At 52.6% G+C, this 21345-nt stretch carries 19 protein-coding genes and 1 tRNA gene; 4 read left to right on the top strand and 16 right to left on the bottom strand.

What is annotated here, in order from left to right; all coding sequences use genetic code 11:
• Window positions 1–129 precede the first annotated feature (129 nt).
• From NTX59_11565 to NTX59_11515, 11 genes are all read right to left on the bottom strand, one after another.
• Window positions 130–1278 carry a glycosyltransferase family A protein gene (locus tag NTX59_11565; GenBank protein MCX5786315.1) on the bottom strand — a complete coding sequence of 383 codons (1149 nt, stop codon included), beginning with the start codon at window positions 1276–1278 and terminating at the stop codon, window positions 130–132.
• Between the two features lie 75 nt (window positions 1279–1353).
• The gene (locus NTX59_11560) at window positions 1354–2343 is read right to left on the bottom strand and encodes a hypothetical protein (GenBank protein ID MCX5786314.1); all 990 of its coding nucleotides are present in this window, start codon (window positions 2341–2343) and stop codon (window positions 1354–1356) included.
• A complete protein-coding gene (locus tag NTX59_11555) occupies window positions 2340–4295 on the bottom strand; it encodes an asparagine synthase-related protein (protein MCX5786313.1) in 1956 nt (651 codons plus the stop codon). Before NTX59_11555 ends, NTX59_11560 begins: the two co-directional genes overlap by 4 nt.
• 33 nt (window positions 4296–4328) lie before the next feature.
• On the bottom strand, window positions 4329–5255 hold the full coding sequence (locus NTX59_11550) for a hypothetical protein (protein MCX5786312.1): 927 nt from the start codon (window positions 5253–5255) through the stop codon (window positions 4329–4331).
• A 195-nt stretch (window positions 5256–5450) separates the two neighbouring features.
• Window positions 5451–6458 carry a glycosyltransferase family 4 protein gene (locus NTX59_11545; GenBank protein MCX5786311.1) on the bottom strand — a complete coding sequence of 336 codons (1008 nt, stop codon included), beginning with the start codon at window positions 6456–6458 and terminating at the stop codon, window positions 5451–5453.
• Window positions 6459–6469: 11 nt separating this feature from the next.
• Window positions 6470–7258: a galactosyltransferase-related protein gene (locus tag NTX59_11540; protein ID MCX5786310.1), complete on the bottom strand. Its 789-nt coding sequence runs from the start codon at window positions 7256–7258 to the stop codon at window positions 6470–6472.
• Between the two features lie 82 nt (window positions 7259–7340).
• Complete coding sequence (locus NTX59_11535; protein MCX5786309.1) at window positions 7341–8201, bottom strand: galactosyltransferase-related protein; 861 nt, start codon at window positions 8199–8201, stop codon at window positions 7341–7343.
• A gap of 243 nt (window positions 8202–8444) precedes the next feature.
• Window positions 8445–8521, bottom strand: a tRNA-Met gene (locus tag NTX59_11530).
• A gap of 126 nt (window positions 8522–8647) precedes the next feature.
• Entirely contained in the window at window positions 8648–9979 is a 1332-nt protein-coding gene (locus NTX59_11525; GenBank protein ID MCX5786308.1) for a metallophosphoesterase, read from the bottom strand.
• A gap of 2 nt (window positions 9980–9981) precedes the next feature.
• The gene (ade, locus tag NTX59_11520) at window positions 9982–11727 is read right to left on the bottom strand and encodes an adenine deaminase (protein ID MCX5786307.1); all 1746 of its coding nucleotides are present in this window, start codon (window positions 11725–11727) and stop codon (window positions 9982–9984) included.
• A 92-nt stretch (window positions 11728–11819) separates the two neighbouring features.
• Window positions 11820–12047, bottom strand: coding sequence for a hypothetical protein (locus NTX59_11515; GenBank protein MCX5786306.1), 228 nt, complete (start codon window positions 12045–12047; stop codon window positions 11820–11822).
• A 187-nt stretch (window positions 12048–12234) separates the two neighbouring features.
• Between NTX59_11515 and NTX59_11510 the strand changes: the two genes are divergently transcribed.
• A complete protein-coding gene (locus tag NTX59_11510; GenBank protein ID MCX5786305.1) occupies window positions 12235–13008 on the top strand; it encodes a TSUP family transporter in 774 nt (257 codons plus the stop codon).
• Between the two features lie 87 nt (window positions 13009–13095).
• Here NTX59_11510 and NTX59_11505 read toward each other — a convergent pair whose 3' ends face one another.
• Window positions 13096–13908 (bottom strand): polyphenol oxidase family protein, encoded by an 813-nt coding sequence (locus NTX59_11505; protein MCX5786304.1) that lies wholly within the window; start codon window positions 13906–13908, stop codon window positions 13096–13098.
• Between the two features lie 67 nt (window positions 13909–13975).
• Between NTX59_11505 and NTX59_11500 the strand changes: the two genes are divergently transcribed.
• Both NTX59_11500 and NTX59_11495 read left to right on the top strand, forming a co-directional pair.
• The gene (locus NTX59_11500) at window positions 13976–14404 is read left to right on the top strand and encodes a GNAT family N-acetyltransferase (protein ID MCX5786303.1); all 429 of its coding nucleotides are present in this window, start codon (window positions 13976–13978) and stop codon (window positions 14402–14404) included.
• Window positions 14397–15302 (top strand): phosphatidylglycerol lysyltransferase domain-containing protein, encoded by a 906-nt coding sequence (locus NTX59_11495; protein ID MCX5786302.1) that lies wholly within the window; start codon window positions 14397–14399, stop codon window positions 15300–15302. Before NTX59_11500 ends, NTX59_11495 begins: the two co-directional genes overlap by 8 nt.
• Window positions 15303–15394: 92 nt before the next feature.
• Here the strand turns inward: NTX59_11495 and NTX59_11490 are convergent, their stop codons facing one another.
• The 4 genes from NTX59_11490 to NTX59_11475 form a co-directional block, all read right to left on the bottom strand.
• Complete coding sequence (locus tag NTX59_11490; protein ID MCX5786301.1) at window positions 15395–16714, bottom strand: M14 family metallopeptidase; 1320 nt, start codon at window positions 16712–16714, stop codon at window positions 15395–15397.
• Between the two features lie 203 nt (window positions 16715–16917).
• Window positions 16918–17535 carry a sulfite exporter TauE/SafE family protein gene (locus NTX59_11485; protein ID MCX5786300.1) on the bottom strand — a complete coding sequence of 206 codons (618 nt, stop codon included), beginning with the start codon at window positions 17533–17535 and terminating at the stop codon, window positions 16918–16920.
• 109 nt (window positions 17536–17644) lie between these two features.
• Window positions 17645–17839, bottom strand: coding sequence for a hypothetical protein (locus tag NTX59_11480; protein ID MCX5786299.1), 195 nt, complete (start codon window positions 17837–17839; stop codon window positions 17645–17647).
• A gap of 164 nt (window positions 17840–18003) precedes the next feature.
• Window positions 18004–19134 carry a 4Fe-4S binding protein gene (locus tag NTX59_11475; GenBank protein ID MCX5786298.1) on the bottom strand — a complete coding sequence of 377 codons (1131 nt, stop codon included), beginning with the start codon at window positions 19132–19134 and terminating at the stop codon, window positions 18004–18006.
• 21 nt (window positions 19135–19155) lie between these two features.
• Between NTX59_11475 and NTX59_11470 the strand changes: the two genes are divergently transcribed.
• Window positions 19156–21300: a hypothetical protein gene (locus NTX59_11470; protein ID MCX5786297.1), complete on the top strand. Its 2145-nt coding sequence runs from the start codon at window positions 19156–19158 to the stop codon at window positions 21298–21300.
• Window positions 21301–21345: the final 45 nt, after the last annotated feature.

Raw genomic sequence — 21345 nt, 5'->3', positions numbered from 1 at the left:
AAAATGATTTTATTGTTAGAGTACATGCTCAAGCGTCGCATGATCAAAGGCGTTGGCCTTTAACTAATTTTCGGACAGTTCTGAGTTATTTTGAAGAAAAATATAAGGCTAGGGAGCGGGCAACGTTTATCACTCAACCGTTCGGTTTGTTGTAGGGGAATGCGGCTTCGTTAAGAAAAACGCTTTATCCGCCTTGCTTGAAAACCATTGCGGATGTGCAATTCTGCGTTTGCATGCCGTCAGCGCGGCGTAAAGTCCGGAGTCCGGCTTGAGCCGCAAGCCGCACGCCAGCCATAACTTGAACGTCCCCTGGCCGGTGGTAATGTTGAACTGCGGCGTGAGCCGCCGGTAGAGCCGATGACAAGCCAACCCCAGGGGCGCCGACCTCCGGCAAACCGCAAACCAGCGGTCCGCCATACGCCGGCGCAGGAACGCGTCCGGCGTTTGCGACAGGCGCGCCAGCCACCTGCCGGCCTCCTCCAGCTCCTCCAGGCGCGTGAAAGGCTCTCCCGCCGCGGCGCGGGCGATTATGGCGCGCTCCGCCGGTGTCGCCTGGGGGAACAGGGCGCACAAATAACGCTCGCAATACTTCCGCCAGTCTGCGCAAAGCTCAACCGCCTTCGCCTTATGGATCTGTTGCGGGTGGAAGCGTTCCCTGAGCAGAATCCGGGGCAAGTTTCCCATGCGGTAGAGCGGAGCGAGCCGGGTCCACAGTTCATAGTCTTCGAAGGACGCCTGCTCATCGTAGGGATGCGCCTTCGCGATATCCGCGCGCATTAACACGGTTCCTTGAAGAAATCCACACCGAAAGACCAGTTCATTGCGGATGGCTTCGTGCGTCTCGGGAAACCATAACAGGCCATGGCTGTCTCCGAACGCTTGCGAGCAGCCGCCGCAAATATCCACGCCGGTGAGGTGCATCCAGTCCAGTTGGGCGGCAAGCCGGTCCGGCAGCGCGACATCATCGTCGTCCATGTGAGCGATGTATTCGCCGCGCGCCAGCGCAATCCCGGCATTGCGCGCGCGTCCCTGGCTGTAATGCGGCGAAAACAGCGCGCGAATCCTGGGATCGCGCGCGGCAAGCGCCCGCACAATTTCCGGCGACTCATCGGTGGATCCATCGTCCACGATGATGAGCTCAAAATGGGGATAAGTCTGCGCCAAAATCGAATTGACCGCCTCGGCCACATACCGCGCGCGGTCATGGACCGGCATCACCACTGATATAAGGGGCAGGGAACGCAACTTAACCTCCATAGATATTGATCTGAATTGCAAACAGTTCGCTGTCCAGTTGGCCGAACTGCTCATTTTTGCCGCGCTTGGCGCTTCTTCATTATATTCTTTTTTACATCAATCGGATTTTATTTTTCTCCGGCGCGGTCCGCAAGTCCGGCATATCCCTCCAGCTTTCCGCCTTAGGCGGACGCTATTGCGCAAATGCGCCTGCAACAAGCGCATCGCCGCGTCCATCTCCGGCCAATCCCGCGGACGGGAAAATACCCAGACCGGCACGCCCCGCGCCAGTTCGGCGCAGCGTTCCCAATGCGCGGCAACCTGTCCCATCGGCTCAAGCAGGTCGCCGCGATAGGTTGCGGAGATAATAAAACGGCGCAACGCATCCACGCCGGTCAAGCGTCTCAAACCCGGTTCGCCCCATTCGAGCAGATAGATGGCGCGCACGGGCAATGGCGTGAGCGCGCTGCGCCGCGGCAAGTGGAACTTGTCCAACCGGAAATGATCGCGCTCCAGGCCTTCGTCGCTTAAGCCCAGCGCACCCAGCGCCTCGCGCCACAGTTTCAAGCGCGGCGACGAGGGATAAACGCTCGCCTGTCCGGCGGCGACACCGAAGAGACACAGATCATCTCCTACAAAGCGATGGCTGCGCGCGATCAGCCATGCGGCAGCCGATGATTTGCCGGATCCGGCTTCACCGCAAAACACGACGGCCTGATCGCCAACCTGCACGGCGCTGGAGTGGAGCGCGAGCAAACCGCGCTGATAACAGAGCGCGCCCCACGCCGAGCCGAGCAAAAACAGGCGCAGTTCGCGCGCTTGCGCGCTCGACGCGGGTGTGATTACTATCTCACGTCCGTGATGCACCAAATAGCCTCCGGTTCCGGGAATATGAAAGCTATAGGCCTGTGCGTCGACTACAGGCCGGCTTTCGCTTTCCGGCAGGTGTGCGGCCGCGTCGATATTCAGGCTGATGACAACATCGGGAAAGTTAAGCTCCTCGTCTTTCCTAAAAGGGAGCCAATCGGGGATTTCAATTTCCGAACGGATGCGCAGTCCGAAATAATCGTAACAATATCGTTTCATGCTGCGGCGGGGGTGTTTCATCCTTGCTCCTCAAACCACCGCAGGAAGCGCCCAGCCATCAGGCCGCGTTCCAGAATACAACTATACTCACGCGTTACTTGGACCTGGTCGTAGCCGCCCTTCGGCCAGTATTCGACCAGCCGGCGCAGCCGCGGCAGGTCCAACGCGCGGTGCGCCAGGCCGCACTTTTCCAGCCGGTCCAGCTCCGCCGGCAATTCCGCGCGGACGCCGCTCAATTCTTCAAACCAATCCGCCGCCTGCAGGCCGCGCTTGCGGTTCGAGAGCACCTCCGGCGGCAGACGGCCTGCCATGGCCCGGCGTATGAGCGAACGCGGTTCGCCGTCGCGCAGGAACTGGTCCTCCGGCAGAGCGAGGCAGAACTCGGCCAAGCGCACATCGGCAAGCGGCGAGCGGGAATCCACGCCGAACATTGCGCGGAAGGCGGTGATAAAGGCTCCTAAATCCTGCGCGACAAGCGCATCATAACGGATCTGACGACTGGCCGGCATGGAGCGAATGCGAAAATCGTATCTCTGCTCACGGGCGCGCGCATCCACCTTGTACGCGGCCGCAAAGTCGGGATGAATGGAAGAGAAGTCGCGCCAATGCTGAGTAATTCTGTTTTCCGGCTTACCACGCAACCAGTTGATAGCCAGCCTCAACGGCGCCGGCAGGAGCGGCATGACGCCCTGCCCAACCAATATACGCAGGGATGAACGGTTTGCGTTTTGCCTCGCAGACGCCTGCGCCTCGCGCAAAGCCCGGGCCCAGCGCCCGCCGCGCAGCAGTTCCGGCAACAAACCGCTGCCTTCCCAACTGACCGTTAAATTGCCCTGCATGCCATCCAGAATGACGCCGATCCCGCGCTGGCGCGCCGCTTGCAAGATCGCTTCGATCCACACGCGATTTGCTGTGTTGCGAAACGGGCCTTCCAGATTGAAAAAGAGCCGGTCGAGGTCGTCCAGGAATGTGCGGCCATCGGTATGCACCGGGTTCAGGTCAAGATTATCGTATGTCCGGGCAATCGCCTGAACCAAAGGCGTCTCGTCGGCATAACGTCCGGCCGGCACAGGACCGTCAAAACCGGCGCGCGGCACTTCGGTAAACGTTGCCAGGCGTTTGCCTTGCGGCCTGAGCAAACGCGCCGCCGTCACCGCCAGCGACGAAGAATCCAATCCGCCGCTCATCATCGCGCCGACCGGCGCACTACTGCGCATATTATCGCGCACAACGCGCGTGAACAGTTCGTCAAACGCGGCAAGGTAATCCGTGTCGCGCGGAAAGCGAATCTCACGTTGCAGATCGGGTTGCCAAAAACACCGTGTCTTGAATCCATTCCGGCCGGCGGCAAGCAGATGTCCGGTAGGCAGGCGATAAATATCGCGATAAAGGGTGGTGCGCGGTTTGCCTCCCAAATCCACGAGAAAGTCGGCCAATTTTTCCTCGTTGAGCGCGCGCGGAACGAAAGGCAATGCGCACAACGCCCGGACCGTAGTGGCGAACGCCAGTCTGGACGGAGCGGCCCAATAAAGAAGCTGGGGCGCGACAATAGGCGACCGCGCGAGGAAAAGAGTTTGGGCGCGCGCATCCCACACCGCAAACGCAAAAACCCCGATTAGATGGCGCATACAATCTTCGCCCCATTTATTGTACGCGCGCAAAATAAAATCCGAATCCGGCGCCTCGCGCGTATCCAACGGCGCGCCGCCCAGTTCGCGCATCAACTCAGGGCGATTGTCAAGACGTCCATCGCTGACCAGGACGCGCTGCCCGTCCGCGCCGGCCAACGGCTGCCGCTCAAAGCGATCTTCGGGAGTAAAACACATCAGTTGTTGTCCCAGCCCCGCGGACCCGCGGTTCCAGATACCTCCGCCGTCTGCGCCGTGTGCCGCCAGGGCCGCGCGCATCCGCTCCAGGTCGTTCGCACTGACCGGCTGATCGTTCCAGTTTATTACTCCAAATATTGCGCTCACATTAACCGCTCCTCATTCAGCGTCTGTTTTTTTCTATACTTCCTTTTTAAGACGGCGTTGGGTACGGCGCCAGGCTTCATGAAGCCCATGTAAACGTGCGACACGGACGAACCGGCGTAAATTGTCCCAGGTGATAGAAGGGTCAGAATATTTCAACGATACGGTTTTTAATAAAGACTCCCTCTGTCGTGGCTTTACCGGATGAACAAGTTTGTTTTCGGGATAACCGGCTAAAGAGGTATGGAACGGGCGATAGCGCATTGTTTTCCCGTCGGAAAGCCTGCAACCGGACGAATCCAGATAAAAACGGTTAACGTCTTGCGGCAAAACGAAATCGCCGGTTCCCCCAAAATCCCGCAAAGTGAAGTTTCCATGAAACAACAAGGTGGGAATGAGCGCCTCATAAATCCCTGTCCATCCTTTTAAATACATCTGGTAAACATATTCCAGGGCCGGATAAGAGATCCGGAATATGGGATTAAAAGATCGAAGGGCTTGCACTAAATCTATTTTTTCATCGAACTGATCCAGATGCCAATAGAACCAGTCAGGCTCCTGTGCATACCTGCGGATATGGGAGGTCAGGAAATCCTCAGTGCTTTCGGAAAAATAACGGAAAAAATATTCCCAATTGCCGGAGAAGCGGACATCATATTCGATAAGCCAGTAATAATTAAATTCGTGTTCCCTGGAAAATTTTATCAAGGACCTGTCGGGTTTAAAGCATGCCCGGGAATCAGCAAAATACGGCACATCCGACAGCCTTGTTAAATCCAGATCGGTCAGGATGCAATGAGGAAGATTTAAAAACCTGCGATCGATAGAAATGCCGGGTTTTTGCTGATAAAGCAGAATGCACTCCCCCATTGTTTTGGTGGCGCGCTGTATCTTTTCAAATTCCCTGTATATTTCTTTTGAATAAATATGAGTTAAGAATAAGAAAACCTGGTCTTTGTTCATGCTGTTAAGTTTTGCGGGTTTTAAAAAACCCGATCGTTCGCGTGTAAGCATCCAGTGTTGGCCGGACGATGTTGTTTATGTCAAAATTTTTTCGTATAGATTCAAGAGCGTTTTGTGAGATTTCATGCCTCATCTGGGGTTTTTGAAGCAATTCAATTATTGCATCGGCAAGGGCCTGGGCCTCAGCAGGCGGGATCAGCGATCTCCTGTTCGCCCGTCTTTAATAATCTCAACAAGGCCGCCCACCTTGCTGGCGATAACGGGACAGCCGCAAGCCATAGCCTCAAAGACCGCTGTTCCTCCAGGCTCATACAGCGAGGGCACAACACAAATAGTTGCTGATTGATAATAATGCACCAATTCCTGCGTGGGCAGGGAGCCTAAATAAATAATTCTTCCCTTGCCAAAATTTTCCATTAAATATTGCGACCATGTCTGTCGGCTGTCCATGTATTTATAATCCCGGCCAGCCAAATAAAATCTGGCGCCCGGTAATTCTTTTAAAACCAAAGGAATCGCCTGCGCGAGCACCTCTATGCCTTTAGACTTTTCCAGTCTGCCCGCGAATAGAATTGCCTGATTTTCCCTGGAAGCTTCCGCCGGGCGGAAAACATTTAAATTAACGCTGATGGGAATAATTTGAACGTCTCTTTCTTTTAATTCCCAGGCATTCCGCACGAAGTCAGTGTAAGATTCCGATACTCCCGTCACAAGATCCGCGCCTGAAAGGTGTTTTCTGAATAAAGACCAGAGAAAATAGTTTTTAGGCCATTTTTTTAATATCCCCCGGTCAAAATCATCTTTAAAACCGGGGTAACCGTGAAGTCTTACACAAACAGGCACTTTCCGTTCGGTTAAATAAGCCCAGGCATCTATCCCCCAATCTGTGGCTTCAATTATGTCAATAGCATGTTTATCGATCAAATCAGGCAGAATTTTATTAATAAATTGTCCATAACGCCATGTATCCAGAGGAAAGACATTTTCTAATAGCCAAGAACCCTTAAAAGATGCTCGTTTGAAATTTAAATGATGGACAAATATTTTACCTTCAAAACCACTAAAGTCCCTCTGTCCTTTTCCGGTTAAACTGATAATATGCACCTGGTGTCCCAGTTCGGCCAAAGCTCTTGACATATAATAAACGTAACTCTCCGTTCCCGCCTGATTGCTGAAGGAACGTATTAAATAACAAATATTCATTTTAATCTTTCTCAAAGACGGACAATATGTCTGACGAATCCGTCTCCAGCGATCGTTTCGAGAAGCTCGAACTTCAGATCGGACAGGCCGTCAGTTTTTGAATCGTAGTCCGACATTAGGCGCATGCAATTTTTTCGATATTGCGGATTTCCGCGGCACTTAAAAGTTTCATGAGCGCGGGGATGGCCAAAAGCTACCTGCTCGATGGAATGATACCTGCCCATCCTCCGGGTCCAGGGGATAGTCCAAGTTCGCTCGAACCTCTTTCTTAAATCACTGTCCTCCGCTCCCCACCCCCAGTATTGATTGCTGCATCCGTTAACTCTCCGAAAGTCCCTTTTATTCACCAAAATAACGCCCCCGAAGTGATAAGCGGCAACCTGATAGTCAAACTGTGAACAGTAAACGGAAAGGTGGGTTGGTATGACGGGATAAGAGTAATCGCATAACGCGGATTCCGGCAGCAGATCCACATCATGAAAACAAAAATAGGCGTTTGCATCCTGATACAGACTAAAACCCGCATTCAGTAATTTAGCTTTATTGAATAAGCCATCCCCTGTCTGTTCGATCACTACGATGCGGTATTTGACGTCCCTCAGGAAATGCTGCATATGCGGGATAAACCGTTTCAGATTTTCTTCGCGGTTGCGGAATGGAACGATAACAATGAGTTCTTTCTGTTTGTGCATCATAGGCAGCATAATTGAAAAACGAAGAACAGAAACGAGCGTTTTTACGGACTTTTTAAAATTCAAAAAAGCCGGGAAACGGCGCGCTCTGTTTTTCAATCTTTTCAATCTTTCGTATTGAGATACGCTGAGCATAAAATTAAATAATAAATATTCGTTTTAATCTTCCCGTTAACAAACCTTGTTGTTCTCAAAGACGGACAATGTGTTTGACGAATCCGTCTCCAGCGATCGTTTCGAGAAGCTCGAACTTCAGATCGGACAGGCCGTCAGTTTTTGAATCGTAACCCGACATCAGGCGCATGCAATTTTTCAGATATTGCGGATTTCCGCTGCGCTTAACAGCTTCATGAGCGCGGGGATGGCCAAAAGCTACCTGCTCGATGGAATGATACCTGCCCATCCTCCGGGTCCAGGGGATGGTCCAAGTTCGCTCGAACCTCCTTCTTAAATCATCGTCCTCAGCTCCCCACCCCCAGTATTGATTGCTAAATCCGTTAAGTTTCAGAAAGTCTTCTTTATTAACCAAAAGAACGCCCCCGAAATAATGAGGAACAAACTGATATTCAAACTGTGAACAGTAAACGGAAAGATGAGTTGGCATGACGGGATAAGAGTAATCGCATAATGCGGATGCCGGCAGCATATCGACATCATGAAAACAAAAATAAGCATTTGCGTCCTGATACAGACTAAAACCGACATTCAGTAATTTGGCTCTATTGAACAATCCATCCTCTGTCTGCTCTACCACTACGATGCGGTGTTTGACGTCTTTCAGGAAATGACGCATATATGGCACAAACTGTTTAAGATTTTCTTCGCGGTTGCGGAACGGAACGATAATAATGAGTTCTTTCTGTTTGTGCATCATAGGCAGCATAATTGAGAAACGGAAAGCAGAAATGAGCGTTTTTACGGACTTTTTAAAATTCAAAAAAGCCGGGAAACGGCGCACCCTGTTTTTCAATCTTTCGTATTTAGATCTGCCGGGTATAAAAAATAAAAATCGGGTACATATGAAATCGTTACTTTGGAAGATTTTATTCATAAATCGGAACTCATTCATTAAAAATTAATCCGTGCTTTGGCCCGAGTGACTTTCCTCCGAAACTAGTTAAAATATTTTAGCAAATGGCGGTTTAGGAGAGAGAAATTTATCCCTGGGCTGGAGTATCTATCGGGAAGATGTTACAGTACGATAGAACGATAGCATCATATAAACACAAAGCCCCGGGCTTGCGCCCAGGGCTGGTCCTGATATTTCTGATCTCAGGTTCGGATCTGTTGAATCTGGTTGCGGGGGCAGGATTTGAACCTGCGACCTCAAGGTTATGGGCCTTGCGAGCTACCAGGCTGCTCTACCCCGCAGTTATAGTATAGCAGAAAAACGCGGGGAAAGCAAAACAACACGAGGGTAGTAACAACAGGGGCTGGGGGCTAGGGCAAAGGGGCGGAAAGAAAGAACTCCTTACCCCTACCCCGCTACACTGCGGATCACTTCTGTATTGCAAGATTGTCTATAACCTGGCCGCCTTTATCGTAGACGGTCATTGTCAGACTTTTATCCCTTAACTCAAAGTAAGCGAAATGATAAACCGGCAGGAATTTGTCCGACCAGTCCTCGTTCTCGCGCTGGGGATGAACTAGCTGCCCGCCGCCGCCAAGGGTGACATAAACAATCCCGTTTTCATCGTCGGGCAGGCCCTCCTTCATCGGTTTGGTCCTTTCATAATTGTGGTTGTAGCCCTGCAATACCATGTCCACGTCATATTTAAGGAAAAGCGGTTCAAGCGCGGCGCGTTCCGGCTCCAGCCAGCCATACGCGCCTGTGGAATAGAGCGGGTGATGCAGGACTATAAATTTCCAGGCCTTCGCGGTTTTGCCCAGGAAATAATCCAGCCACTTATACTGCTTTGAGCCCGGCGCGAGCGACGGGGCGAATTTGGCCCCGTAGAAAGAGTTGGTGTCCAGCACGAAGAAACGGGCGTCGCCGATGTCAAAAAAATAGTAATGAGGCGGCAAACCGGTCAGCGGAACGCTGTGAAAAGACTGATAATTGGCCTTTACAAAACCTTTCCCCTCCTCTTTGTTGTATTTTTCTCCGTAGTCGTGATTTCCCAAAGTCAGAAAAAACGGCTCGCGGGAAAGCATTTTGGCGTAGGGCTTGAAATATTGCGCGTCGGCGTCGGAGTCCAGTCCCGTTTCCAGGACATCACCGGTATTCAGCACGAAATCCGGGTTGAATTTATCCATCTGGGCCGCAACAGCAAGCTGTTCTTCGGAGCCGGAGCCGGAATCGCCGAAAGCGAGGAAGTCAAAATAAGGTTTGTCCGCGTCGCGGAAAGTGCGGAACGTTCCCTCAAAGGCTTTGTACACCGCCCCGCCCGTTTTCCCGCCGGACTTTTGCGGCGGAAGCCCGGCAGCCGGCTGTTCGGCTGTGACATCGGGCATCGGACCTGCATCGCTGTCCGCGTATGAGGAGGCAAGCCCGTCCGATTCCAAAGCGGAGGGCGAGGATACGCCCACGCCCTGGTCCGCCGGGAGATAAATGCGATAGCAGTGCGTGGTATCGGCGAGCAGTCCGAAGAGCGTTATTTTTTGTTCAGCGGCAAACGGGGCCGTAGTCATGAATCTTTCGCAATCAGGCCAGGCGCCGTAAGTGATCCAGGCGGACGTGGCCGTGTCAAGGCGGAAGCGGACGGCGACCATTTCGGAAGACATATTTTCCAGGTAAGGCCCGCGCGCGAAGGTCGCGCCTTGCAGAAGGGCTAAAGGCTGAAAGCTGAAGCTCAGCAGGAAAAATGCCGCCGTTGCTTTTTTATTCATGCTTATTTTTTTAATTTGTTCACAAAAAGCGGCACGACCTTGAATTTGACAGCGTCAATTATGCCCCGGTCTGTTATCCTTATTTCAGGTATGGGCGGAAGCGTCAGGAACGACATGGCCATGAACGGGTCCTGCAAGGCGGAGCCGAGCATGCGCGCGATTTCATTCAACTGCCGCTGTTTTTCCCTCACAAAGTCAGTGCTCCGGTCCGACATTAATCCGGCCACCGGAAGCGGCAGGGCTTCCAGCACCTGGCCGTTCAAAGCCGCCACTATGCCGCCCTGCATTTTAACCACCTGCACGGCCGCAGTGTACATATCTCCGTCGTGCGTGCCTATGACCACTATATTGTGGGAGTCGTGGGAAACCGACGAGGCGATAGCGCCTTTTTTAAGCCCGAAGCCTTTTACCAGGCCAAGGGCTATGCGGCCCGAGGCCATATGGCGCTCTATTACGGCGATTTTAAGGATATCTTTTTTGGTGTCGGAAGAAACATAGCCGCCGTCCTGCTTTACGGGCTCAATGCTCATTTTGGTGGTTATCTGGTCCGGGATCACATTTATCACCCGCGCCAGGCGCCCCCCCGCCTTCAGGGCAAAATCCTCGTGCTCTATCCATTTGACATTGACGGTGCCGCGTGTCTTGCCTTTGTACTCGCTGATAACCCCGGGTTCTATAACGCCGTTTCTGGAAACAAGCCGGCCCCTCTTGAAAACCTTTGAAATTTTCAGTTTTTTAAGGTCATCAAAAACCACCAGATCCGCCGCGTAGCCGGGGGCGATGGCGCCCAGGTTTTTAAGCCCGAAATATTCGGCGGTATTTATGGTGGCCATCTGTATGGCGCGGATGGGCTCAACGCCCAGGCGTATGGCGGTGCGCACCAGGTAATCTATATGGCCCTCGCGCAGAATGTCGTCAAGGTGGCGGTCGTCGGTCACAAAGATAAATTTCCTTGAGTTCTCGGAATTCACAAGCGGCAGAAGGCCTTTAAGATTTTTTGCCGCGGTGCCTTCGCGTATCATGATATACATGCCGGCGCGCAGTTTTTCGCGCGCTTCGGCCACATTAGTGCATTCGTGGTCCGAGCGGATGCCGGCCGACACATAAGAGTAGAGCGCTTTCCCCTGGAGCATGGGGGCGTGGCCGTCTATGACTTTATTGCCGGCGATGGCGATTTTCCTCAATACCTCTTCGTCGCGGTAAATAACGCCCGGATAGTTCATCATCTCGCCGATGCCCAGCACCCGCTCATCGTTCAAAAGGAGGCTCAGATCGTGGGCCGTGAGTTCGGCCCCGGCGGTTTCAAGATGTGTGGCCGGAACGCAGGAAGGCAGCATCACATAAACGCTCAAAACGCTGTTAAGGCTGGAGGCCAGCATGTACTTTATGCCGTCCAGCCCCAGCACATTGGCTATTTCATGCGGGTCTATAACGGCGGTGGTGGTGCCGTGCGGCAGGACGACGCTGGCGAACTCCGGGATTTTAACCATGGAGCTTTCAATATGCACATGGCCGTCTATAAAGCCGGGGGCCAGATAGGCGCCTTTCAGGTCGATAACCTGCTTGGCCGGATAATCGCCAAAGCCCACTATGCGGTCCTTGTGCACGGCCACGGCGGTTTTGTGAATGTCGCCGGAAAAAGTATTTATCACGCGGGCGTTTTTCAGCAGCAGATCGACTTTTTTTCCCCCGCCCGAAATTTCAATGGTACTTTTAATTTGTGCGAGTACGCTTTCCGTGTCTGTCATGATATTGCCCTCCGCGCGCGCTTTTTTAAATTTTACTTTTTAATCGGCGTCAACGACAAACGCCTGCGAACAAGACGAATAATTACGCGTCCTTAAACCGCCTTATCCTTATTCAGCAGACCTAGAATGATACCCGCAACCAGCAAAATAACGCCGGGCCAAAAGGAAACCGCTAACAGCAGCCCCAGGCCGACAGGATTACCGCCTTTAGCTCCCGTGATGAATTCATACAACGCATAAAGGAGAAGAGGACCGCAGCCGATAGCCAGGATGCCCAACCCGGTTAAAAAGACTTTTGAGCGAAATATTTTTTTAATCATCTATCCTGCCCCCGTTTTTGCGCGGCATCATTCGCGCTTTCTATATTTTAACTTTTTTACCCTCCTGCATGCGGGATAAAACAAAAAGCCGTTTAATCTCTTTCCTTTGCCATCGCCTTTTTTATACTCTTTAATCATTAAATCTATCGGCTTATGCCACTTGAGCCGCAAATACGGGATTTAGCTTATGTTTGACAATCCGCACTTCTACTCTTTGATGCTGTTGGCGTTTTTTGTCTGCCTGGCGGGCTGCATAGACGCCATCGCCGGGGGCGGCGGCCTGATAACCCTGCCGGCTTATCTGCACTTCGGGCTGCGCCCGGGTTTACTGCTGGGCACCAACAAGCTTTCCTCCTCCATGGGCACCACGGTGGCGGCTTTCAAATTTTTAAAGGACTGCAGTTTTGGCAAGTCTTTTCTTTTTATCCTGATCGTTCTGGCAGCCGCCGGCTCAAGCGCGGGAGCGCGGGTGATATCCCTGGTCCCGCCCGCCGCGGTTAAATATCTTCTGATAGTGACACTGCCGCCGATAGCTGTTTTTTTAGCGGTAAGACATAATTTCGGCCTTTCGGACTCAAGCTCGAGTCTTGGCGAAAAAGGGCTTCTGGCGCGCGCGGGCGCAATAGCTTTTTTTATAAGTTTTTACGACGGTATGCTCGGCCCCGGAACCGGCACTTTTTTGGCGGTGGCTTTCGCGCGCTTCTGCCGCTACGACCTGCTTAGCGCCACCGCGCTCAGCAAGCTTATAAACCTCACCTCGAACTTAGCCGCTCTGGCTACTTTTCTGGCGCTGGGCAAGGTAAATATACGCCTCGGGCTTGCCATGGGCTGCGCCGGAATGGCCGGCAACTATCTTGGCTCGCACCTGGCACTTAAAAAAGGCGTTTGGGTGATACGCCCCGCGCTTTTGCTGGTTTCAGGCTCGCTGCTTGCTAAAATCGCATGGGATATGGTGAGGTAAAAACGCCATAAGCCATACGGGTGCCGCACCCGCCATAAGCCATACGCAGAAATCTTATATCAGGCCTTTATGCAACTCTTTAATAGCTTATGGCCTAAGGCATACGGCGTATGGCAGTGATTTTAACATCGCCATTAATCCGAACCTGCCTGTAGTATCTCCGTCACGCCGCCGGGAATAAAAAAGCTCTTTTTCCGCGTAGGTGCACAGGTGCATGAACTCGTATTTTTTAACGCCCAGCGCGGCCAGTTGATGTTTCAAAAGTTCGCGCAGGCTGAAATGATGGCGGCCTTCGCGCAGCGTCAGAAACTTCCGGCCTTCCTCGCCCGGATAAAACTCCTGGAGTTTTTCAAGGAAATCCCCCCTTACAGGGAAGTGGTCGGCGGAAATCATGGGGGATACGCCCGCCGTAATATTTTCCGGGACTGTCCCAAAGCGCAGGCGCATTACATTCAGCACTGAGCTGTAAATATTCAGCAGCCCCCCCCGCCAGCCGCTGTGAGCAACGGCCAGCGCCCGGTGCCGGCTGTCGTAAAAAACGGTCAGCGCGCAATCGGCTGAATGGGCCAGCAGCGGCACCCCGGCGGCCGCCGTTACCAGCGCGTCGGTATTTTCCGCCGGCGGCCCGCCCCCAGCTTCCAATACTGAAACATTAGCCGTGTGACGCTGGCGCATAATGGTCAGCTTGCCCGGATCGGCGCCGAACGCCGCGCAGAACAAATCCAGGTTCTTTCCCACATTCTCCGGGTTATCCCCGGTCCAGGCGCCAAGGTTCAGCCCGGCAAAAGGCGCGGAACTCACGCCCCCCGCGCGGGTAGAAACACAGCATTCCACTCCAGCCTGTCCTTTAAAGCTGTCAAATCTAAGAAGTTTAATTCCCTTTTTTTCCTCAGTATACATTTCCCCTCCCCTTCCCGTCTTCGGCTGGCGGCTTTCTTTCCCGCCGCAAGATTGATATTATGGTCTTATGCCCCACGGCTTAACATTCCGTTTCATAAGAAAAGCGGACGCCGCCACCCTGAATTGCATTATAACACTTTACCGCGCGCAGGGCTGGTGGGGCCGCCGTGACAGGCCGGAACTGCTCTCGCGTATAATAAACGGCAGCCATTGTTTTGTGTTGGCGCAGCGGAAAGGCCGCGCAATAGGCATGGGCCGCGCCATAAGCGACGGCGTAAGCGACGCCTACATACAGGATGTGATGGTGCTTAAGTCCGAACGGGGAACCGGCGCGGGCTCCGCCATAGTTAAAGCCATCCAGAAACGCCTTAAAACGGACGGGATAAAGTGGATAGGCCTTATCGCGCAGGATAATTCTTCGCCTTTTTATTCCCGCCTCGGCTTCAAAATTCTTAAGCGGGCACACCCCATGCTCTCAAAAGAAACCAATGTTTAACCGCCTTAAACCGGAAGACCATAGCGCCCTGAAGAGTTTTTTTGAAGGGCACAGCTACGCGCTTTGTGAATACTCGCTGGCTTCAATTATAGTCTGGAACCGCTGCCTCTACGAGGTTTCCTGGAAAATTGACGGCGATACGCTGCTGGTGGCGGAAACCGACCTTGAGCCGCCGGCAGGCAGGCGCCTGCTGATGCCGCTGCCGGTACCTTTTCGCGAAATAACTCCGCGTGAGCTGGCTGACATAGCCATGCGCAACAGGCATGGACGCTACTACTATGTTCCGGAAGGTTATATTGAGCCGCGCCGGACGGAACTTGAAACGCTTTTTACCATTACGGAACAGCCGGGGTACATGGACTATCTTTATAATCTCCGCGACCTGGCGGGGCTTGCCGGACACAAGTATTCAAAAAAACGCAACCTGATAGCCCAGTTCGACAAACAGACCGCCGCCGCGCGCAAAGTGAAGGTTGAGTCCATAACCGCGAAGAATAACGGCCTCTGCCTTAACCTGCTGGACCGCTGGACCGGCGACCCGGAAACAGGAAAACACCTGGACATGCTTAATTGCGAACGAAAAGCCATAATAAATTCGCTGAACCACTTTGACCTGCTTGGAATGAAAGGGGTGCTGGTGTTTATAGACGACGAGATCTCCGGCTTCGCTTTCGGCTCACGGCTTTCCAACGACACTTTTGTGCTTAATTTTGAGAAGGCCCTGGATAATGTAAAGGGACTGTATCAGTTTCTGGATAATGAGCTGGCAAAACATCTCCCCCCTCATTACGCCTTTATCAACAAGGAAAGCGACCTGGAAAAGCCGGGGCTCGCCAAAACCAAGGAATCCTATTACCCATGTAAAAAAGTTAAATCCTATACGCTGACATTAAAATAAACGCCATAAGCTATAAGCCGTAGGCCGTAAGCAGATAAAATGAAAAAGCCCGGAAAGTTTTCCGGGCTTTTTCATTTCCTTTTTACTGTTCGCTAATTAATCGTCTTGTACGGGTTCTCCGTCATGCTCAGCATGTAAACAGCGGCCTTGATGTTGTCGGTAACGGTTTTAGCTATAATGCCGGCACCGGGGTAGAAACTGTTGCCGCCAAGCTCCGTGGTGAAAGCGAAGATCTTGGCCACATCATAAGCCCAGTCGCAGGCGTCGCCGGTGGCGATATACATTTCATTTGACTGTTCGGCGGTGTAGCCGGTGTCTTTCGCCATTTCATTGGCCATCTTGATGAACACCTGCTTGTCTTTATCGCTGTCTATCGGGCCGTCTTTGCCGCCCCACGGATACATTATAGTGTCCGCGTAGGAATGGTAGCTATTCAGGGTTTTGAGATTCTTCCGGGCCAGCACGAATTTTTTTATGGCTGTGGTTTCGGGCTCTGAGAAGGCCGAGGGGCCGCAATACGTATCGGAATTCGGGGAGTGCGATGCGCCCTCGCCGCCGAACCAGGAATCATAGTTGCGGTTCAAGTCAACGCCGATGCTCTTATCGGAGTTCACACGCATATTTTTCCTCTGCCACTGGTATTTTCCGGTCTTTATGTCATATTCCACCCCGTCGGGGTTCAGCATGGGTATGATATAAATATCCAGGGAATCTATATATTTTTTCACATCCGCGTCGCCCTTGTGGTCAAAAAGCCAGGATGCGAATAACAGCGGAACCTCGTTCGAAAGGTGCTCGCGCGCGTGGTGATTTCCGATAAAGACCGCGCCCGGCTTGGTGCTTGCGCCCTCTCCTTTGGCGTTCGTGTTTATCCTCAGGCACCATATATCCCGGCCTTCAATGGTCTTGCCGATAGAGAACAGGGAAGCGATAGTCGAATTATTGGAGGCAAGAGTTTTCAACAGGTCGGTGGTTTCTTTATAGTTGTGATAGGCGCTGTCGGCCGCGGGAAAATCCTTCCCAAACTGCTGCACATACTGTGCCATGGTCATTTTGCTTTCCACAACGAAACCTTTCTCGGAAAGCGTGTCTAAAGTCTTTTTATTGACAAAACCGGAGACCTTGTCCTTCTTCACCTCAACGATATCCATGCCCGCGTCAAGCAGTTTTGTCCTCTCGTATTTATCGGAAGCAAGAACAGTTACCCAGTATCTGTCGTCGGCGTTTATTGCGGCCTGGGCATCCTTGTCCAGCACGGGTTCAGGGATATTTATGTTTCCAAGGGATGACGCAACCAATTGGCCAAGCAACTGGTTAAAAGACACAGTAGTATTAGATTGTTTGGGTTCTTCGGCCTTAAGATTATGGGCACACAAACCGAAAAGCAGGAGAATAAGCGCAAGTTTTTTCATCCGGGATGCCTCCATGTTGTTACAAATCAATAGTTGTTAGATTATAAGACCAAAGGCCTAATATATGCAAGGTCAAAGGGCCTATGCCTTTATAGGTCTAAGGACCTATATTGGCAGCGGGTAGGGGTGAGAGAATAGGGTTTAGGGTAGGAATAAAGAACTCATTCCCTGAATCCCTAGCCTCTCTCCCCTATATCCTTTCCTCACCCAACTATTCCTCTCAATCCGAGTAAAAGATACCATGATGCGGCCAAAAACAGCGTCATACGGCCAATGTTTTTTAATCTGGAGCTCAAAAAAGACGTCGGGGCGAGTGCCGGAAGCAGAAAAAGAGAGGTGGACACGAAAAAACCCCCAAAATAAGCCAGACCTTTAAGTATATCGGCAAGACCCACAAGACGCAAAAGACCAGCGGCAAAAGGCGGACAGATGTTGATACCGGTCAGGAAACCAAGTAAACAAGGTATCCGCTTTTCGGCCCAGGCGGCCGGGAACGAAGCAAGACAAGACGAGTGTTGTTTGAGATGTCCGGAAAAGAGGGAATAAAACATTAAAAGCGCCGTCACGGCCATGCCCGCGGCAAGCACTCTGGGCGGAAGATAGGGGCCCGATAATTTTCCGAACGAGACGGCGGCCAGCGCGAAAAGCATATAAGCCAGGAATCGCCCGGCCAAAAATTCAAGGAAAATAAACAAATTAGCTTTCCAAAACCCGCTTCCGCCGGCAAGCAGATACGGCGCGAGCACCGGCAGGCAGGAAGCCAGGCAATATACCCCGGTGGAAAGACCAAGAAGGAAACCCTCTGAAAAAAGTGCAGGCATAGAGGCAGCGAATAGGGGTTAGCGAATAGTGATGATGTACGAGCAAACCGACCAAATAAGGAATAACTCCAGCCCTATTCGCTATTTCGCTGTTCGCTATTCGCTGTAGTTATATATGCACCGCTCTGTTGCACTGCTTGCACCAGCCTGCGGCTTTTAGCGAGTTGTTTTTGCGGTTGAGCGTCACCTGATTTTTGCACCCGGGACATTTAACATCCATACCCGAGAGATCCAGTTTGGGATAGTCCTTTTCAAATATTTCTTTGTCGGTATACCTTGGGTCAAGCCATTTACCTTCTTGCATAAGGTCTCCTATACTACCATAAGCTTTAAGCCGTAGGCTGAGAAACTGCCATACGCCGTATGCCTTAGGCCATAAGCTTTTAAGGAGTTCCAGAAGACCTTACATAAGATTTCTGCGTATGGCATATGGCTGAAAGCTTATGGCGGGTGCAGCACCCTTATGGCTTATGGCATGATCAATTTGAGAACATCTCTCAATGCCGCCGGGGCCCAAAACGAGGCGAAAACGGCGCTAAGCGTCAGCGCGGCAAAAACAAAAAAACTTTCCGGATTAAGAAGCTTCCAGAAACCTTCCTGCGACAAGCCGAAACTAAAACCTAAAACAGAATAGTTTATCCCCCCGTTGCCGCAGGCTTTAAGGCATTCCCCGCACATGTTACAGTAAGCGGTGATTTCCGCTTTCCCCCCGGGCACGCAGTTAATGGCGTACATCGGACAGGCGCTAACGCAAGCCAGGCAGCCTGAACATTTTTGCGGATCAACGCTTACTCTGAAAGGATTAAGCCTGCCCCAGAATGCCTGCCAGGCGCCGAATGGGCAAAGGAAAGAGCAGAAGGTTCTTTTTTTTGTCAGGACGGGCCCGATAACAAGAACCGCAAGAGCCAGTCCCATCAGGCCATATTGTATTTTACGGATCAAGGCATCGTCAGGGTCAAGAAAAACTCCGGTCAGCTTGAAAGGGCAAAGCCAAAGGCAGTAAGACGGCGCCATATTGGCGAAAGAAATCAGAAGCAGAAAAATAAGAAGCGCGGCCGGAAAATCCCGCAGTTTCAGCCCCGACTTTTCCGTCTTCAAAAGCGCCTTCTTCGGCAGGGCCGAAAGCCCGTCGTCAATGCCTCCATAAAAACAGGTCCAGGAACACCAGCCCCTGCCCAGGACAAGCGTGGCGAACAGCCAGAGAAATACCAGGCTTAAAGGGCCCCACAATTTCCACCCGCCGCTCATCACCGCCAGGTATTGCTGGTAGAGGTAATTCAGAAAAGAGGGCGCGATGGCGATGTGGCAGTAAGGAGTATCTTTAAAGCAGGAAAGGTGAAAGCCTTTTAAAAGAAGGCCGAGTTTAAAATGTATCAGAAAAGCCAGGGCGGAAGCCGAAAAAAATATACGCCTGAAAAATGATACCCTGCCGGTGTAAAAAACGGCAAAAGCCGTGCCGCCCGCAAATAGTGCCCAGGCTATAGCGTAAAAAGGGCTGATCTCCCGCGAAACTATCAGGTTTGAGAACACGGCGACCGGGACAAAAACCAGCGCTGCGAAGACCAGCGCGGGAAATAACTTTTTATAATCCGGGAGCATGTAATATAATATAAAAAATATATGCTTTTGTTTTTTATCTTCGGTTTTTTCGCCCTTCTCTCGCAAGCGCTGCTGCTGCGGGAAATATCTTTTCTCTTCACGGCGCACGAACTTTCCATAGCCTGCGCTTTGGCTTTCTGGCTTTTCTGGACCGGGGCCGGCATCAGGGCCGCGCGCCAAAACAGGCGGCTTGACGCCCTTGTTGAACAAGAAAACGCCGCGGCTTTTTCTTTCGCCTTTTTTGCCCTGTCCGTACCGGCTTGCATGCTGGCCGCAAGGCAGGCCGCGCGGCTGGCCCAAACAGGCCTTATGCCGGGTTTCTTCGAAATGATCGCGGGAACTCTTCTGCTCACCATGCCGGCGGGACTCGCCGGAGGCGTTGCTGCGGCCGCCAGTCTGCGCAAGCGCGGAATTCCCTTCTACGCTGCGGAGGCGGCAGGCGGGGCGCTGGCCGGAATTTGCGCCCTGTTGTATTTGCGCTATTTCCCGGGTTTCAGCCCGCTCAGGCTGACGTCAGCCTGTAGCGGGGTACTTGCCGCGGCGGCGCTGTTACAGGCCCACAAGTCGCAAATAACAGCCAGCAAGTCTGTCAAACCGCTTAAAATATTGGCTTTAGCCGCGACAATGGCTGTGCTTGCCTTTTTCTGGCGGGGCGATGCGCGAAGCGTGTTTCTTAAAGGCGGAGCGCGGCCGGCGGAGGTGTTTAATTCAACCGGCTCCCGCCTGGCAGTTTCCGCCGCTTCCGGCGCCGTCACGGAGATCACAGAAAACGGAGCGCTGCTTGCCGCTTTGCCCGATGAAAGCGGAACTTATGAAACTTTCGCCCTGCCGCTGCTTGCGCGGGCAAAACCGCTGAAAATACTTGCAGCCGGTGAAAAAGCTTTTTTTGCGGCGCAGGAACTGCTTAAGCATAAACCCGGAGTTCTTGAAGTAGCGGAGCCGGATCGCTTCAGAGCGGAGTATATACTTGGCAAACTGACCTTAAAACCCGGCGCCGTTAAAATAACGAACGAAGACGCCCGCCGGCTGCTGGCCTCTTCCACCGACAGTTACACGGCCATAATGCTCGCCTCGGGCGGCCCCGTAAACGCGGCGGCAAACCGTCTTTATACGCTGGAATTTTTCCGCCTTGCCGCCCAAAAATTAACGCCTGACGGCCTGCTTGTTTTTGAACTGCCTTTCTCGGAAAATTATATTTCACCGGAGCAGGGCTATCTGGCCGCCTGCCTGATAAATACCGCGCGCGGGGCTTTTGGAAATATTACGCTTATACCGGCGGCGAACAGGCTGACGATAATAGCTTCAGCCAAACCGGTTAACCTGGACCCCTCGGCCATGACAGGAGCTTACGCCGCAAGAAAGCTGAAGAACCGCAACGCCGTGCCAAGCGCTTTTCCTTTTTTGCTTGACCCCTATCGCGCCCGATGGGCGCAGGCTTCGCTTGAGAAAATAAAGAACCCTCGGGTAAACTCGGACATGGACCCCATTTCATATTTCTACTTCTGGCGGCTGTGGCTTGCCATGGTGGCAACGCCCTCTATGCTTTTAGGCCTCGCGCTTACGGCGCTTATACTTATTGTTTCGTTCGCCGGCCTTTTCGGGTCCTCGGCAACATGGAAGGAACCAGCCGGGGCATCTTCTTTGCTGATAGGCTTCTGGGGAATGGCTTTTGAAGCGGGATTGATCCTGGTTTTTCAGACGCTGACCGGCCAGCTTGCCTGGAAGCTTGGTGCGCTGTTTTCGGCTTTTATGGCAGGCGCGGCCTTGGGCGCGCTTACGCCGTTCAAAAAGCGCGAAACCGTGCTGGTGCGTGCGGAATTTATGGCGCTGGGGCTTTCAATTTTAGCGGCGGCGGTCGTAAAAAACACTCTCTCCTGCGGCATTAACACGGTTTTCATTTGCGCCGTTGCAGCGCTGGCGGCGGCGGGCGCGATCTCAGGCTGGTATTTTTCATGCGCCTCGGCCCTGAATCCGCAGAGAGGGCCCGGCGTTTACGCGCGCGACCTGGCGGGCGCGGCGCTCGGGGCTTTTGCGGCCTCGGCCTTCGCCGTGCCGCTATGGGGCCTGACATCCGCTTTCATCCTATCGGCCGCGGCGGCGCTTCTGGCCTTAATCATAGACGGCAAATATTATTTCGGGACTGCTGAAAGACCGGCAGCTCCTTGATCACAGGATTTCAAATTTTTTGTATTATAGTCGGTAGCGGCTTGC

The organism is Elusimicrobiota bacterium, from assembly GCA_026388155.1.
GTDB lineage: Bacteria > Elusimicrobiota > Elusimicrobia > Elusimicrobiales > UBA9959 > UBA9634.
The sequence above is the reverse complement of the archived record's forward strand: the minus strand, read 5'-3'. Positions and strand labels throughout refer to the sequence as shown.

Bases quoted from the DNA above. Each gene is read 5' to 3' on its own strand.
- NTX59_11510 (MCX5786305.1), top strand. From the start codon at position 12,235: ATGTTTGACAATCCGCACTTCTACTCTTTGATGCTGTTGGCGTTTTTT.
- NTX59_11545 (MCX5786311.1), bottom strand. From the start codon at position 6,458: ATGAATATTTGTTATTTAATACGTTCCTTCAGCAATCAGGCGGGAACG.
- NTX59_11515 (MCX5786306.1), bottom strand. From the start codon at position 12,047: ATGATTAAAAAAATATTTCGCTCAAAAGTCTTTTTAACCGGGTTGGGC.
- NTX59_11485 (MCX5786300.1), bottom strand. From the start codon at position 17,535: ATGCCTGCACTTTTTTCAGAGGGTTTCCTTCTTGGTCTTTCCACCGGG.
- NTX59_11560 (MCX5786314.1), bottom strand. From the start codon at position 2,343: ATGAAACACCCCCGCCGCAGCATGAAACGATATTGTTACGATTATTTC.
- NTX59_11550 (MCX5786312.1), bottom strand. From the start codon at position 5,255: ATGAACAAAGACCAGGTTTTCTTATTCTTAACTCATATTTATTCAAAA.
- NTX59_11525 (MCX5786308.1), bottom strand. From the start codon at position 9,979: ATGAATAAAAAAGCAACGGCGGCATTTTTCCTGCTGAGCTTCAGCTTT.
- NTX59_11475 (MCX5786298.1), bottom strand. From the start codon at position 19,134: ATGCTCCCGGATTATAAAAAGTTATTTCCCGCGCTGGTCTTCGCAGCG.
- ade (MCX5786307.1), bottom strand. From the start codon at position 11,727: ATGACAGACACGGAAAGCGTACTCGCACAAATTAAAAGTACCATTGAA.
- NTX59_11500 (MCX5786303.1), top strand. From the start codon at position 13,976: ATGCCCCACGGCTTAACATTCCGTTTCATAAGAAAAGCGGACGCCGCC.
- NTX59_11495 (MCX5786302.1), top strand. From the start codon at position 14,397: ATGTTTAACCGCCTTAAACCGGAAGACCATAGCGCCCTGAAGAGTTTT.
- NTX59_11505 (MCX5786304.1), bottom strand. From the start codon at position 13,908: ATGTATACTGAGGAAAAAAAGGGAATTAAACTTCTTAGATTTGACAGC.
- NTX59_11490 (MCX5786301.1), bottom strand. From the start codon at position 16,714: ATGAAAAAACTTGCGCTTATTCTCCTGCTTTTCGGTTTGTGTGCCCAT.
- NTX59_11470 (MCX5786297.1), top strand. From the start codon at position 19,156: ATGCTTTTGTTTTTTATCTTCGGTTTTTTCGCCCTTCTCTCGCAAGCG.
- NTX59_11535 (MCX5786309.1), bottom strand. From the start codon at position 8,201: ATGAATAAAATCTTCCAAAGTAACGATTTCATATGTACCCGATTTTTA.
- NTX59_11480 (MCX5786299.1), bottom strand. From the start codon at position 17,839: ATGCAAGAAGGTAAATGGCTTGACCCAAGGTATACCGACAAAGAAATA.